The sequence below is a fragment of the Brevundimonas sp. BH3 genome (assembly GCF_045345115.1).
Lineage (GTDB): Bacteria > Pseudomonadota > Alphaproteobacteria > Caulobacterales > Caulobacteraceae > Brevundimonas.
Window position 1 is genome coordinate 723,147 of sequence record NZ_CP150796.1, and the last position, 13,297, is coordinate 736,443.

General features: G+C 61.9%; 15 protein-coding genes. 7 read left to right on the forward strand and 8 right to left on the reverse strand.

Features of this window, described 5'->3' with window-relative positions; genetic code table 11:
- Positions 1–7: 7 nt before the first annotated feature.
- From WEU32_RS03475 to WEU32_RS03495, 5 genes are all read left to right on the forward strand, one after another.
- Positions 8–373, forward strand: a complete 366-nt coding sequence (locus tag WEU32_RS03475) for a DUF983 domain-containing protein (RefSeq protein WP_312135207.1) — start codon at positions 8–10, stop codon at positions 371–373.
- Positions 374–387: 14 nt separating this feature from the next.
- A complete protein-coding gene (locus tag WEU32_RS03480) occupies positions 388–1,113 on the forward strand; it encodes an SURF1 family protein (protein ID WP_406852872.1) in 726 nt (241 codons plus the stop codon).
- Positions 1,114–1,217: 104 nt separating this feature from the next.
- Positions 1,218–2,384, forward strand: a complete 1,167-nt coding sequence (locus WEU32_RS03485) for a M16 family metallopeptidase (protein WP_406852873.1) — start codon at positions 1,218–1,220, stop codon at positions 2,382–2,384.
- A 47-nt stretch (positions 2,385–2,431) separates the two neighbouring features.
- Complete coding sequence (locus WEU32_RS03490) at positions 2,432–3,040, forward strand: GNAT family protein (RefSeq protein ID WP_312135211.1); 609 nt, start codon at positions 2,432–2,434, stop codon at positions 3,038–3,040.
- A 40-nt stretch (positions 3,041–3,080) separates the two neighbouring features.
- Positions 3,081–4,757 carry a bifunctional diguanylate cyclase/phosphodiesterase gene (locus WEU32_RS03495; protein WP_312815730.1) on the forward strand — a complete coding sequence of 559 codons (1,677 nt, stop codon included), beginning with the start codon at positions 3,081–3,083 and terminating at the stop codon, positions 4,755–4,757.
- A 12-nt stretch (positions 4,758–4,769) separates the two neighbouring features.
- Here the strand turns inward: WEU32_RS03495 and WEU32_RS03500 are convergent, their stop codons facing one another.
- A complete protein-coding gene (locus WEU32_RS03500) occupies positions 4,770–5,363 on the reverse strand; it encodes a YqgE/AlgH family protein (protein WP_312135213.1) in 594 nt (197 codons plus the stop codon).
- A 171-nt stretch (positions 5,364–5,534) separates the two neighbouring features.
- Here WEU32_RS03500 and WEU32_RS03505 point away from each other — a divergent pair, with 171 nt between their 5' ends.
- Positions 5,535–6,023, forward strand: coding sequence for a peroxiredoxin (locus WEU32_RS03505; RefSeq protein ID WP_312815525.1), 489 nt, complete (start codon positions 5,535–5,537; stop codon positions 6,021–6,023).
- 61 nt (positions 6,024–6,084) lie between these two features.
- On the opposite strand, the gene WEU32_RS03510 is transcribed toward WEU32_RS03505, so the two are convergent.
- From WEU32_RS03510 to WEU32_RS03530, 5 genes are all read right to left on the reverse strand, one after another.
- Complete coding sequence (locus WEU32_RS03510; protein ID WP_406852874.1) at positions 6,085–8,025, reverse strand: ATP-binding protein; 1,941 nt, start codon at positions 8,023–8,025, stop codon at positions 6,085–6,087.
- Between the two features lie 84 nt (positions 8,026–8,109).
- Positions 8,110–9,147 (reverse strand): quinone-dependent dihydroorotate dehydrogenase, encoded by a 1,038-nt coding sequence (locus WEU32_RS03515; RefSeq protein WP_406852875.1) that lies wholly within the window; start codon positions 9,145–9,147, stop codon positions 8,110–8,112.
- A 17-nt stretch (positions 9,148–9,164) separates the two neighbouring features.
- A complete protein-coding gene (locus tag WEU32_RS03520; protein ID WP_406852876.1) occupies positions 9,165–9,491 on the reverse strand; it encodes a DUF952 domain-containing protein in 327 nt (108 codons plus the stop codon).
- Between the two features lie 36 nt (positions 9,492–9,527).
- Positions 9,528–10,025 carry a SixA phosphatase family protein gene (locus tag WEU32_RS03525; protein ID WP_406852877.1) on the reverse strand — a complete coding sequence of 166 codons (498 nt, stop codon included), beginning with the start codon at positions 10,023–10,025 and terminating at the stop codon, positions 9,528–9,530.
- On the reverse strand, positions 10,013–10,828 hold the full coding sequence (locus tag WEU32_RS03530; RefSeq protein WP_406852878.1) for a class I SAM-dependent methyltransferase: 816 nt from the start codon (positions 10,826–10,828) through the stop codon (positions 10,013–10,015). Before WEU32_RS03530 ends, WEU32_RS03525 begins: the two co-directional genes overlap by 13 nt.
- A gap of 46 nt (positions 10,829–10,874) precedes the next feature.
- Here WEU32_RS03530 and gloB point away from each other — a divergent pair, with 46 nt between their 5' ends.
- Positions 10,875–11,615, forward strand: a complete 741-nt coding sequence (gene gloB / locus WEU32_RS03535; protein ID WP_406852879.1) for a hydroxyacylglutathione hydrolase — start codon at positions 10,875–10,877, stop codon at positions 11,613–11,615.
- A gap of 17 nt (positions 11,616–11,632) precedes the next feature.
- Here the strand turns inward: gloB and WEU32_RS03540 are convergent, their stop codons facing one another.
- Together WEU32_RS03540 and phbB are read right to left on the reverse strand one after the other, a co-directional pair.
- Positions 11,633–12,367, reverse strand: a complete 735-nt coding sequence (locus WEU32_RS03540) for a DUF4908 domain-containing protein (protein WP_406852880.1) — start codon at positions 12,365–12,367, stop codon at positions 11,633–11,635.
- 177 nt (positions 12,368–12,544) lie between these two features.
- Entirely contained in the window at positions 12,545–13,270 is a 726-nt protein-coding gene (phbB, locus tag WEU32_RS03545) for an acetoacetyl-CoA reductase (protein ID WP_312135230.1), read from the reverse strand.
- Positions 13,271–13,297 lie beyond the last annotated feature (27 nt).

A 13,297-nucleotide genomic window follows, 5' to 3' on the forward strand; every position in this document is an offset into this window, starting at 1 on the left:
GAGCCGGATGACCGATAAGCCGATCTTGCGGGGGCGTACTGCCGTGTGGGCCGGTGTGCGCGGTCTGTGTCCCCAATGCGGTGGCGGGCCGTTGTTCAGCGGTTGGCTGAAGGTGCGCGAGACGTGTACGGCATGTGGCTTTGCCTTGGGCAAGGTCGAGACGGGCGACGGCGCGGCCACCTTCATCATGCAGATCACCGGCATAACGGTGGGCATGTCGGCTGTGGCGTTCAATCTGGCCTATCGCCCGCCCCTGTGGGTCAATCTGGTTTTCTGGCTGCCGCTGGTGATTGTGGTGGCTGTGGGCTTGATGCGACCGGGAAAGGGGTTGATGACGGCGCTGAACCTGTTGCGATGCCGCGCGGACGATTGAGGGGCTATCTATTCATGAGCCAGAAACGCTTTCCTGTTGTGCTGACCGTGCTGACGGTGGCCATGCTGGCCATCCTGATCGCTCTAGGCGTGTGGCAGGTGCAGCGCCTGCAATGGAAGGAGGGGCTGCTGGCGGCGTCGGCCCGCTCCGAGCAGATGGCACCGGCTCCGGTCGATGACGTTCTAGACTCGCAGGCTCCCGAGTTCCGCAAAGTGCTGATGATGTGTCGCGGGCTGAACACTGCTCCGTTTGTGACCCTGCGCTCGATCGAGGAGGGCCAGCCCGGATATCGACTGGTTTCGGCCTGTCCGCTGGAAGATGGCACGACAATCATGGTGGATCGCGGCTTTATCGCCGAGGGCATGGAGGCACGCCCTGCCGAGCGGACGGATGCGGCCATGCCATTGGCCTTTACCGGCGTGGTGCGTTCTGTCTCCAAGCCGTCGAGCATGACACCGCCACCAGAGGGGCGTCTGTTCTATGGTCGTGACAATCAGGCCATGGCCAAGGCGCTGGGCGTGACGGGGCCGGTATCAAGCTGGTTGGTCTATGCCGCCACTCCGATCAATCCCGAGGTCGAGGGTCTGCATCCTTCAGTGCCGCCTGCCGCTTTCAGCAATAACCACGCCGGATATGCCGCGACGTGGTTCGGCCTCGCCCTTGTGCTGATCGGTGTCTATATAGGTCTGCTGCGCCGTCGCCTGATGCGACCGGCCGATCTGCAAGGAAATACCCCCTGACTGTTCGCCTGCACACGCTGTCCAACGGCGTAAGACTGATTTGCGACCCGCTGGCCGGCCGTCGCACCTTTGCCCTGAATGTTGCCGTCGCAGGCGGAGCGCGTATGGAAAGCGAGGCCCAGTCGGGCTGGTCGCACTTTCTGGAGCATCTGGTCTTCAAGGGTGCGGGCGATATGGGCGCGCGAGAGATTGTCGAACGGATCGAGGCGACCGGCGGGTCGATCAATGCGTCCACCGGCTATGAGCGTACCAGTTTCGATGTGCGCGGTGTGGAGGGCTCGTTGGGTCTGTCCATGCAGGTGTTATCGGATCTGGTGTTCCAACCGACGCTGGATCCGGCCGAGATCGTGCGCGAGAAGGACGTGGTCGCACAGGAAATCGCCGAAGCCTTCGATACGCCCGACGACCATGTTTTCGAAATGGCGCAGGCCACGGCCTTTTTCGACCAGTCGCTGGGGCGGCCTATTCTGGGTTCTGTCGAGAGTCTGAAGCCGGTGACCCGCGAGATGATCTCGCAATGGCGGGCGGCGCTGTATTCACCGGATCGCATGGTGGTGTCGATCTCGGGCGGTGTGGACGAGGATGAGTTTCTGAAGCTGGCCGAGCAATGGTTCGGCACGGCGAAAGCGACAGCGGCTCCAACGGTTGACGCAGCCGAGTTTATCGGGGGCGAGGCCCGCATGGCCCGTAAGATCGAGCAGGCCAATCTGGTATTCCAGATGGTCGGCCCCGATGCCCGTTCACCGGACATGCCTGTGGCGCGGCTGTTTACTGAAATTCTGGGCGGGGGCATGGCATCGCGCCTGTTCCAGTCGGCCCGCGAGGAGCGCGGTCTGGCCTATGCCATCGACGCCTATATGGAACCGTATGACGATATTGGTCTGATCGGTATCTATGCCGGGGCCGCCGCCGAGCGGTCGCAGGAACTGGCGCAGGTCTGTGCCGAACAGGTGGTGGAACTGGCGACAGGTGGTCCGACCGAGGCCGAACTGCAACGGGCCAAGGCCGTGATGGCCGCAGGGCTATGGATGGCTGACGAAAGCGCGGCCAACCGCTCGGCCTGTCATGCCACGCAGGCGCTGGTTTACGGTGCGCCTGTGGCATCGCAAACCCTGGTCGATTCGCTGGAAGCTGTAACCGCAGACGACATGCGCCGTTTTGGTCAGGCTCTGCTGGCGGACGGGCGCACAGCGTCGGCGGTTCTGGGACCAAAATCGGCGATCAAGGCGGCAAAAGCCTTTGCATCCACAATCAGCGCCCATGCAAGTTGAGACTTCGCTCTTCGCGAGAGCCTCATAAGGGCGTAAAAAAGGGTGCGATGGCCCTGTTTGACTGGAAATCTGCAAATGACGGGCCGGTTCTGCATGGACCGGATGTGATTTTGCGTGCACCGCGAGCCTCGGACTATCGCGAGTGGTCGGAACTGCGCGAGGCGTCGCGGGATTATCTGCAACCTTGGGAACCGGCTTGGGGCGCAGATGATCTCGGTCGGGCCGCTTTCAAACGTCGCCTGTCTATCTATGATCGTGAAATGGAGATGGGTAGCGCTTACCCGTTTTTCGTGATGGACAAGATGACCGGTGCGCTGGTCGGCGCGATTACCCTTTCCAATATCCGTCGCGGTGTGGCCGAGACAGGGACGCTGGGATACTGGATCGGCCGCCCCTATGCAGGGGAAGGGCGCGGGACCGCAGCGGTGCGGACCATGTTGGACTTTGCATTTGACAGCCTCGTCCTGCATCGTGTCGAGGCGGCCTGCGTGCCGCATAACCATGCTTCGAAGCGTGTTTTGCAAAAGGCCGGTTTTCGTCATGAGGGAACGGCAAAAGCTTATTTGAAAATTAACGGGGTTTGGGCAGACCATCTTTTGTTTGCCGTTCTGGAGTCCGACCTTGGGGGGCGGAATCTGCCGGAGTGCACCCTGTGAGGCCATTTTGAGCAACCAAACCCGATCACTGGGTGGATCTATGAAAGGATCGGGGGCGCTGTCCACGCGCTGGGATCCGACGATGGCGCTTGAAGCTCTGGCGGCAGCGGATACGGCGCTATGGGTGTGGATGCCGGCGCAGGACAGCATCAGCTTTAACGGGGCGACGCCGTCTCTGGGGCTGGGACCGCTTGCACCGGAGTGTTCGGCGGCAACCTTTGTGGCCATGACCCTGCCGCAGGACAGGGCACTGGCCGAACGTTTCCTCAAACCGCGCGAGGAGGGTGCCGAGATTTCGGTGCGCTTGCGGATGCGTGGCGGTGATATGTGCCTGTGGCGCGGCATATGGCTGGAGGACGGGCTGAGGGCAGCCGGTATTGTGACGCTGGAACGGCATGTAGCGAGCACGTCCCGCTGCGGTCTGACCCAGCTTCTGGATCGCTATAGTTTTCTGGGCCGTGTAACCGAAATTCTGAAAGTGCCCGGCGAGTACGAGATGGTGATCGCCGATCTGGATCGTCTGAAACGTCTGAACGAAGCTTTGGGGCCGGAACGGGCCGATCTGGTTTTGTCGACACTGGGTTCGCGGCTGTCAGCGGCCTTCCCCAGCGAGGCGGCACCGGCGCGCGTCGGAGAGGACGAGTTTGCCGTTTTTGTGAGCCGCGACCGTCTGGCGGGCAATACCACAGCCGAAAAGGTGCGCGAGGCGCTGGAACTGCCTTTGTCGGTGGCGGGGTATGATATTTATCCGACTGTGGCGATCGGGGCAGTGACCGCCGAGGGCGGGCAGGATGCACCAGCGGCGGGCGAGTTGCTGCGTCGGGCGTCTCTGGCGCTGGAGCGGGCCAAGGCGGCCGGGCGGGGCGGGGTGGCGGCCTATGGCCGTGCGCTGGAAAATGACAGCCTGTCGCGGCTGGCGCTTGAAAGCGAGCTGCGAAATGCCTTTAGCCGGGGCGAGATCGAGCCCTTCTTCCAGCCGATTGTGAATCTGTCGACGGGGGCGGTGGCCGGTTTCGAGGCGCTGGCCCGCTGGCGGCATCCTGTGCGCGGACTGGTACCGCCGGACGAGTTCCTGTCGCTGGCCCAGGAAATGGGCCTGATGGGAGAACTGGGTCTGGTGATGATGCGCCAGGCTTCACGCCAACTGGCAGAATGGCTGGGGCGGCATCCGGCCGCGGGCAATCTTTTCTGTAGTGTGAACCTGTCTGTGGGCGAGATCGAACGTCCGCATCTGGTGGATGATGTTGCCGAGATTATCGGCACGGTAGGCCTGCCCAAGGGGGCACTGAAGCTGGAGGTGACCGAGAGCGACATCATGCGCGATCCGGTCAAGGCGGCCGATATTCTGGCTTCGCTGCGCGAGGTCGGGGCGTCTCTGGCGCTGGACGATTTCGGCACCGGCTTCTCGTCCCTGTCCTATCTGGCGCGTCTGCCGTTCGATACGCTGAAGATTGACCGCTATTTCGTTCTGACGATGGATAAGGACGAAGGTTCGGCCAAGATCGTGCGCTCGATTGTCAATCTGGGGCGCGACCTGTCACTGGAAGTGGTGGCCGAGGGCGTGGAAAATGCCGGTCTGGCCTATCTTCTGGTTCAGGACGGCTGCCATTATGGGCAGGGCTTTGGCTATGCGCCCGCCTTGCCGGCGCAGGAAGCCGAGGTCTATCTTAATGAATCATTGGCCGACGGGGCTGCGCCGATCAAGGCGAGAAGCTGAGGCGCAGAGGCGTCAGGCGTTGCCACCGTGAGATGACAGATTGGCGGCATCCACGCCCAGCAGGGCAAGGGCGCGACTCCATTTGTCCGTATAGTTTTCATCGAAGATGAGATCGGTATCGGCATCCAGTGTCAGCCAGATATTCTCGCTGAGTTCTTCTTCCAGCTGTCCTTCGTCCCATCCGGCATAGCCCAGAATAAGGGCAGATCGGGCCGGTCCGGTAATCTCGCCCATAGCCGACAACGCATCGCGGGTGCCGGTGATAGCCATACCGCCGTGGATTCGCAGGCTGGTCTCGTCACTGAGCCAGTCGTCGGTGTGCAGCACAAAGCCGCGCTCGGGTTCGACCGGCCCTCCCATCAGTACCGGTCGGCCCGTGGCCCCGTGATGTGAAACGTTCAACGAGTCCAGCACAAAGGCCAGATCCACTCCGGGGGCGGGCAGGTCCAGACGCACGCCCATGGCGTGGTTGTCATCATGGGTGCAGACCAGAATGACCGCATATTCGAACCGTTCGTCATCAATGCCGGGCATAGCGACCAGAAGACGCCCCGCCAGAGAGGGCCATTCGGTAGGGTGCAGGTCGGAGGTGGGGGCTGCGCTCATAGTTCTATAGTCGGGTGTGCAGGGGGCGGACGCAAGGGGCGAGGCTTTACAGAATAAACAAAGCCTCGGTGTGTTTTTACGCGATACGGGCTTGGCGGCGCAGGCGGCTGCACTATGTTCAGGGCGAACCGTTATCCGGATGTGCCGGCTGCGGTGTCTGGAGGAAACCCCATGACCATCAAGACCGGCGAGCGCCTGCCCGAGGCCAACCTGACCCAGATGACGGCCGATGGGCCGCGTCCGGTGTCGACGCAGGACTTCTTCAAGGGCCGTACCGTGGCCCTGTTTGCTGTTCCGGGTGCCTTTACCCCGACCTGCTCGGCGCGCCACCTGCCGGGCTATAAGGACAATCTGGCGACCCTGACCGACAAGGGCGTGGACGCTGTAGCCTGTGTGTCGGTGAACGACGCCTTTGTTATGGGCGCATGGGCCGAGGCCAACGACCTGAACGGTAATGACGACATCGTCATGCTGGCCGACGGCAATGGAGCCTTTACCAAGGCCATCGGTCTGGAAATGGATGCGTCGGGCTTTGGTATGGGCGTGCGCTCGCAGCGCTATTCCATGCTGGTCAAGGACGGTGTGGTCGAGAAGCTGAATGTCGAACAGGGTGGCGAGTTCAAAGTCTCGGCAGCCGAATACCTGATCGAACAGCTGTAAACACAGACTTTTGCCTGTGAGAAAAGAGCGCCCTGTTCGGGGCGCTCTTTTTGTTTGCGTATCAGGCGGCGTTTTGCGACGCGGCCTGGGCGGCGGCCTGTTCCAGCGTGGCTTGCAGGACGGCAATCAGGCTGGCGGGGGTCAGGGGTTTGGCCAGATAGGCTGTCATACCCGCTGCTGAACAGGCCAGCTGGTCTTCGGGGGCGTTGTCGGCGGTCACGGCAATAACGGGTGTCGAGGCGTTTGGTCCGCCGCTCTTACGCAGTCGACGTGTGGTTTCACGACCGTCCAGTTCGGGCATGCGGACATCCATAAAGATGACGTCAAATGTCGAATGGGCACAGATGTCGAGCGCCGAGCGCCCGTCGACGGCCATAGAGATATGACAGTCAAAGCTTTGCAGGATCAGCTGGATGGCCCGCCGGTTTATCTCGTGGTCATCGACGATAAGAATGCGCAAAGGAGCGTCTTCGGGGACTTCGCCATCTTGAGCTTCTGCGTGCTCTGTCGTCTCGTTAATAACGGGGGGAGCTATATAGCCGGTGGATGGCTCGGCGACCGAGGGCGTGATTGTGACTGGAGGGATATCCGGGATGAGGTCGGGTTCAGCCGTAGTCACAGCGGGAATGAAGGGCAGGTTCAGGGCCGCTGGAACCGCGCCGACAGCGCTGGCCTCGGCCGGTTCGAGCGTAAGGGCGACGGTGAAAATGCTGCCCTTGTCCGGCTGGCTGCGGGTGGTCAGGCGGCCATCCATCAGGCGAACCAGATCTCGGCAGATCGACAGGCCAAGACCTGAGCCGCCATACTGGGCGGTAATATCGTTTGCGGTCTGGTCAAACGGGGTGAACAGACGGGCCAGCTGGCTGTCCTGCATGCCGTGTCCGGTGTCCTCGACCTCCAGAGTCAGGGCATGGTTGTCGTCATCGTCCACCCAGCAGCGGCAGCGTAGGGTGATGGCCCCGTTTGATGTGAATTTCAGCGCATTGGACATCAGGTTGTTGAGGACCTGACGCAGGCGGACCTCGTCCCCCAGCAGGGCGACGGGTAGGTCTTGCGGAATGTCCTGATGCAGTTGCAAACCCTTGGCGCGGATCGGATCCTGCCACAGGCGCGCGGTCTGGGTCAGCATGCGGCGCAGGTCGAAGGCCTGTTCATTCAGGGTCAGGCGACCGGCATCTATGCGGGCCTGATCCAGAAGGTCGTTGAGCAGGCTGTTCATCATTCGCCCGGCATCACCGATCATAACCAGCTCTTCGCGGGCTTGCGGCAGGGCTGTGTCCCGCAAGGTATCGGCCCCCGTCAGAATGGCGGTGATCGGGGTGCGCAGGTCATGGGCGATGGTGGATAGAAAGGCTGTACGCGCGGCAACAGCAGCCTCGGCCTCGGCGCGCTTGCTCTCGGCCAGAGCATAGGCGATGCGCTGGTCATGGTCGGAACGGTAAAGGCGCTGGGCCGCCCCCAGACAGATTCCCAGAAACACCAGACAAGCCATGGTGATGGCTACGATCTCGTTGGTCGTGGCCCCCATTTGTTGCAGCATGAACGGCGTGGCCAGAATGGCCACAGCCGTCGGTGTCGTGGTGAGCAGCGTAATCCGAAGAGAACCGGCCCCGTTGATGATCGACTGGACCATGCCCGCGCCCAGATAGATACAGGCACATAGTCCGCCATAGATTCCCGCGACAAACCATAACGGAATGGTGACCCAGGCAAAGGTGAGGACCGATGTGAACAGGATGGCGTCGTAGAGAAAACCCTGCAGGCCGCGCGGACCATGTTCATCTGTAGCGCTGGAAACGCGGACAACCGTCCGTTCCAGCCCGATGATCAACATATAGCAGCAGACCCAGGCCAGAATGGTGGTGACGCCGATAATAGGTGCCATGACCACAGCCGAAGCCACCGCCGCAGCGATGCGGTGTGTTACCGTCCTGTGGCGTGCAGCCATCGCTGTCGCCCAGCCCGTCGCGTGCGTTTGCGCTGTTTGCACGGCCTCGGCCATATGTTTCCCCACGCGCGTTGACGTTCTTGCTACCTTGGGTAGCATTATTAAACGCGATTATGGGCGACGAGCCCTAATGGACTGTCAACGTAACGTCGATATTGCGTCACTCAACGTGTTAAAACCGTCCGCACGCAGACGAGCCAGCAGGTCGCGTTTGATCTCGCCCACCAGAGCCGGACCTTTGAATACCAGAGCCGAATAAAGCTGGATGGCGGATGCGCCCATGCGAATACGCTCATAGGCCTCGGCACCGCTGTCGATACCGCCGACGGCGATCAGGGGCAGGCGGCCCTGCGAGGCCTCGGCGGCGGCTTGCAGGGCGCGGCGGGCAAAGGGTTTGACCGGCGCACCCGACAAACCGCCTGCCTCGCCTTTGAAGGTCGATTTCAGATGGGCGGGGCGCTCCAACGTGGTGTTGGAAACGATCAGGGCGTCGATCTTGTGGGCCAGTGAGGCCTCGACAATCATGCCGATTTCCTCGCCGACCAGATCGGGAGCGATCTTCAGAAAGACCGGCGCACCGTCTTGCGGGCGGGCGGCATTGATGCGGCCCAGAAGATCATCCAGCGCCTCACGGCCTTGCAGGGCACGAAGGCCCGGCGTGTTGGGCGACGAGATGTTGATGGTGAAATAGTCGGCCAGACCCGCAAGGCGCTGTAGGCCCGTCACATAGTCGGCGGCCTTGTCCTCGGTGTCCTTGTTGGCCCCCAGATTGGCCCCGATCGATACATTGCGCGGGCGATCCTTCAGGCGGGCTGCGAACGGCTCGAGGCCTTCGTTGTTGAAGCCCATGCGGTTGATGACCGCTTCGTCTTCGTTGAGGCGGAACAGGCGCGGTTTGGGATTGCCGGACTGGGCCTTGGGCGTCACCGAGCCGCATTCCACAGCGCCAAAGCCCAGTTTGGCCAGTCCGTGCAGGGCCTCGCCATTCTTGTCGAGCCCTGCGGCCAGACTGACCGGATTGGGGAAGCTGAGGCCCGCAATCGTAACCTTCAGGGCCGGATCATCGGCCTTGGGCGCGGGAAGGGGGAACAGGCGGGCCGCCTGCACAGCCGCACGGTGGGCGGTCTCTGGATCGAGCTGGCGGAACAGGGCGGTGCCAAGGCTGGTCAGGGACATGGTGCGGCTCGAAACAATCAGGACAGGATGATCCGGCCGTCTTGGGTGACGGCCATAGGGGTGGCTTTGACGCAAGCCGAGGCGGGCAGGGGACCATAGATGTGCGGGAACAATGCCCCGCCGCGCGAGGGTTCCCATACAAGGGTGTTGCCCAGAGGCGGCAGGGCCACCTCGACCAGCATCAGATCGTTCAGACCCGCATAGTGTTTGGCGGCGGTCTGTTCCAGCTGGTCTTTGGTGGACATGTGGATATAGCCGTCGGCCAGATCGACCGCCGAGCCTTCATAGTGGCCCTCGGCCAGTAATAGGCACCAGTCAGCAGCGGACAGGATTTTATAAGCCACATCGGGGCGCATGGCGGGACTTTCGCACAGAAAACTTTAGAGCGCCGACGGGGTCAGCCAGCCCTCGAAGGTCGGACGACCGGCGGCATCGACACTGAAGATGGCGCAGCTGGCGGTCGGGAAACCGCCGGAGAATTTTTCGAGGATGGCGTTCGAGGCGGCGCTTTCGACCAGATAGTCGACGGCCAGCTGGTGAATGCCGGGATTGTGGGCCAGAACCAGCACGCAACCGCTTTGGTCCTCGTTGATCTCGACCTCGGCGCGCAGGGTCGAGGCGTCAGCATCATAAAGATGCTCGATGATCTGGAGGGGGACCTCACCGAAGGTCTCGCTGACTTGCTGCCATGTCTGCTGGGTGCGGGTGGCCGCAGATACAAGCGCAAGGTCCGGTTTGAAGCCGCGCGCCGCCAGAGCGCGACCCATGGCAGCGGCTTCGGCGCGTCCGCGTACCGATAAGGGACGATCAATATCGCCGCCGCCTTGCGGCGTACGGGCATCGGCCTCAGCGTGACGCATCAGAATTAGTCGGTGCATGGCGGCCCCCCATAGAGGGGTTTGCGTCTTTCGGCCAGATCGCTTGTGGTCGCATGTCCCGATAAAGCCGATGTCGGGGATAATGAGGCCCGTGTCGAGGCTGGATTGAGGGCCGGGACGGGGGCCATAATGCTGCGGGCACCGCGTACGGTGGGGCGGGCATAGGTCCGGCGACCTGCCTCCATCAGGAGCAGTCCGGCAGTACCAGGAAAAAGGATGCGCCCGAACTGTTCGATACCGTCCGAGAAGGGCAGTATCGGTTGCCACGGGGGGACATAAAGAGCCTGAGACCACGCCCTTGGTTCAAGCCCTGCGCTTCGGATCAGATTTTCCATCTGGCGGCGCGAAAAGGGGCGACCGTGGCCAAAGGGGGTGGTTTCGGTTCTGGCCCAAAGACCTCCGCGGGCGGCGATGACAATGATTATGCGACCCGAGGGAGACAAAAGACGGCTGGCTTCATTCAGCAAGGCCTGCGGATCATCGGCTTCTTCGAGAGCGTGGACCAGAAGGATGCGGTCGAAAAGGCCCGAGGCAAAGGGCAGGGCGCGGTCATCGACCAGAACCGTGCGATTGCGGGCTGCCGCTACCCAAGGTTCTGCGCCCTGACCGCCCGGCATGGCGGCGATAACGCGGCGCGCACCGGTAAAGTCGCCCAGCCAAGGGGTTGCGTAGCCAATGCCCAGAACATCGCAATTATCGGCATTGCCCCACGCATCGGTCAGTTGTGCGGCCAGTATGCGTCGCACCAGAGCGCCCTTGGGGTCTCCGTAGAAAGATCGAAGGTCGTCGATACTGCGCCGCATGAAGACACTATAGGATGATGAGGGGGGTATCGGCTAGGATGTCTGTATGACCCTAGAAATTCGCCAATTCCCGTGCCTGAACGACAACTATGGTTATCTGGTTCTCGATCAGGACAGTCGCCAGATTGCGGCAATCGATACGCCCGATGCCGATGCTATTCTGGCCGAGTTGGACAAGGCGGGCTGGGACCATCTGGATCTGGTGCTGAACACCCACTGGCACCCCGATCATACGGGCGGCAATGAAAGGCTGAAGGCCGAGACGGGCTGCAAGATTATCGGTCCTGAAGAGGTCCGGCGCGCGGCACCGCTGGATCAGGTGGTCGGCGAGGGCAGCCGTATATGGCTGGGCGAGACGGCTTTTGATGTCGTGGCGGTGCCGGGGCATACGCTGGGCCATGTGGCCTTTCACGCCAAGGCCGACCGCGTGGCCTTTGTCGGCGATGTGATCTTTGCTCTGGGTTGTGGTCGTTTGTTTGAAGGCACGCCCGAGCAGATGTGGGACAGCCTGTCACGCATTGCACAGTGGGACGACGAAACCCTGCTGTATTGCGCGCACGAATATACGGCCTCGAATGCGCGCTTTGCCCTGTCCCTGCTGAAGGGTTTGGCGGATGATCCGGCCCTTAAGGCCCATTGCGACGAGATTTTCGCCAAGCGCGAGCGCGGGGAATGGACGGTGCCGACCACGGTGGGGGTCGAAAAACGCTTTAACCCGTTTCTGACGGCGGGCGATGCGAAGACATTTGCCGAACGCCGCGCGGGTAAGGACAGTTTTGCGGGTTAGGGAAGGGCTGTGTGACCCTAGTCCTCGGGTATGATGGCGCGGATGATACGGGCCGAGGACGGGCGACCGGCGATACCACGCGATGGATCAACCACCACGCGCAGCTCGCCGCGTTGATATGTGACGGCCGAGCGGTTGCCCTCGATAATGGTGATGACGCGCAGACGATCGAGAAATGGCTTTGCGCTGGGCGAGCGGGCGATGCGTATCACCGTATCGGTGGCTACGATCAGGGCCTCGACACACAGGGCCTCGGATTCATCGCCATAGACATTGATCTGGACCAGACGGCCTACGGCATCGCTGATGAGGCCCGAGCGACGGGTCATCAGGTTGAACAGCTGGACCGGACCCAGAGCCTGGGGTTCGAGATTCGGGGCTACGCCGCTCTCGGCAGATACGGGCGAGCCACCGGGGCTGCGCGAGGAATATAGGGTTATGCCGCCGCTGGCATTGACGCGCAGAACCTGCTCGCCCGCATCGTTGCGGTAGATGGTATCGCCGCGCGGTGCCGAGGACGGGCGCAACACCCATGTCTCGTTCGAGCGGTCAAAACGCAGCAAAATCTGGGAACCGGAATGGGCCAGTACAAAACCCTGTCCGGTGGCGGCGCTATAACGACCGATGCGCGGCGTGGTGCGCGTTACCGATTGCGAGCGGATTTGACGGCTATACTCGATCTGGGCGACCCGCGTTCCTGACCGGTCAGGACCTGAGCCGAGGCAGCGCTGGCCCCTAAAAGGGTGGCGCACAGGCTCAAGGTCGCCAGGCCCAGCGTCTGGGCCGCATAGGCCGGACGCACAGCAAAAGCGCCCGATGTCTCAACATCGGGGGCAAGCACAGGCAGTTTCTCTGCCAAGAGCCGAGCCACGCAGTTCATAACTTCACTCGTCCAATGAAGGCGAGGCAGATTTTAGGCAGAGTCGTAATCACCCTACGAGGTATTGCCCGCCATTGAGCGAGAGTGTGCAGCCTGTGACATATCCGGCACGCTCACCTGACAGCCAGGCCACCATATCGGCGATTTCTTCACCCTTGCCCAAACGACCAACCGGAATCTGGCCGACAATGCCTTCCAGAACCTTGGGGTCCATCGCATCGACCATCTCGGTGTCGATATAGCCGGGTGCAATACAGTTGACCGTTACACCCTTGCGGGCATTTTCCAGCGCCAGTGCCTTGGTAAAGCCGATCATGCCGGCCTTCGCGGCGGAATAGTTGGTCTGGCCGATCTGGCCCTTCTGGCCGTTGATCGAGGAGATGTTGACGATCCGGCCCCAGCCACGGTCGCGCATGCCGTTGATGACCTGACGGGTCATGTTGAACACCGAGTCCATATTGACGCGGATGACGTCGGACCACTGGTCGGGGTTCATCTTGTGGAAGAAGCCGTCGCGGGTGATGCCTGCATTATTGACCAGCACATCGACAGGGCCAAAGCGGGCCTCGACCTCGGCGACAGCGCGCGCGCAGTCGTCAAACGAGCCGACATTGCCTTTGACGACCATGACGCCCAGTTCTTCGGCGGTCTTGCGGGCGGCGTCCTCGTTGCCGGAATAACCGGCGGCAACATTGAAGCCGTCTTCCTTGAGGCGCTGGACAATGGCCTTGCCAATGCCGCGGGTGCCTCCGGTAACCAAAGCGGTGCGCGTCATAACTGCCTCCCCGAATACGCATCGTCG

Excerpts from the sequence above, each read along its gene's own strand:
- WEU32_RS03475 (WP_312135207.1), top strand. The coding sequence starts at position 8 with ATGACCGATAAGCCGATCTTGCGGGGGCGTACTGCCGTGTGGGCCGGT.
- WEU32_RS03480 (WP_406852872.1), top strand. The coding sequence starts at position 388 with ATGAGCCAGAAACGCTTTCCTGTTGTGCTGACCGTGCTGACGGTGGCC.
- WEU32_RS03485 (WP_406852873.1), top strand. The coding sequence starts at position 1,218 with ATGGAAAGCGAGGCCCAGTCGGGCTGGTCGCACTTTCTGGAGCATCTG.
- WEU32_RS03490 (WP_312135211.1), top strand. The coding sequence starts at position 2,432 with ATGGCCCTGTTTGACTGGAAATCTGCAAATGACGGGCCGGTTCTGCAT.
- WEU32_RS03495 (WP_312815730.1), top strand. The coding sequence starts at position 3,081 with ATGAAAGGATCGGGGGCGCTGTCCACGCGCTGGGATCCGACGATGGCG.
- WEU32_RS03500 (WP_312135213.1), bottom strand. The coding sequence starts at position 5,363 with ATGAGCGCAGCCCCCACCTCCGACCTGCACCCTACCGAATGGCCCTCT.
- WEU32_RS03505 (WP_312815525.1), top strand. The coding sequence starts at position 5,535 with ATGACCATCAAGACCGGCGAGCGCCTGCCCGAGGCCAACCTGACCCAG.
- WEU32_RS03510 (WP_406852874.1), bottom strand. The coding sequence starts at position 8,025 with ATGGCCGAGGCCGTGCAAACAGCGCAAACGCACGCGACGGGCTGGGCG.
- WEU32_RS03515 (WP_406852875.1), bottom strand. The coding sequence starts at position 9,147 with ATGTCCCTGACCAGCCTTGGCACCGCCCTGTTCCGCCAGCTCGATCCA.
- WEU32_RS03525 (WP_406852877.1), bottom strand. The coding sequence starts at position 10,025 with ATGCACCGACTAATTCTGATGCGTCACGCTGAGGCCGATGCCCGTACG.
- WEU32_RS03530 (WP_406852878.1), bottom strand. The coding sequence starts at position 10,828 with ATGCGGCGCAGTATCGACGACCTTCGATCTTTCTACGGAGACCCCAAG.
- gloB (WP_406852879.1), top strand. The coding sequence starts at position 10,875 with ATGACCCTAGAAATTCGCCAATTCCCGTGCCTGAACGACAACTATGGT.
- phbB (WP_312135230.1), bottom strand. The coding sequence starts at position 13,270 with ATGACGCGCACCGCTTTGGTTACCGGAGGCACCCGCGGCATTGGCAAG.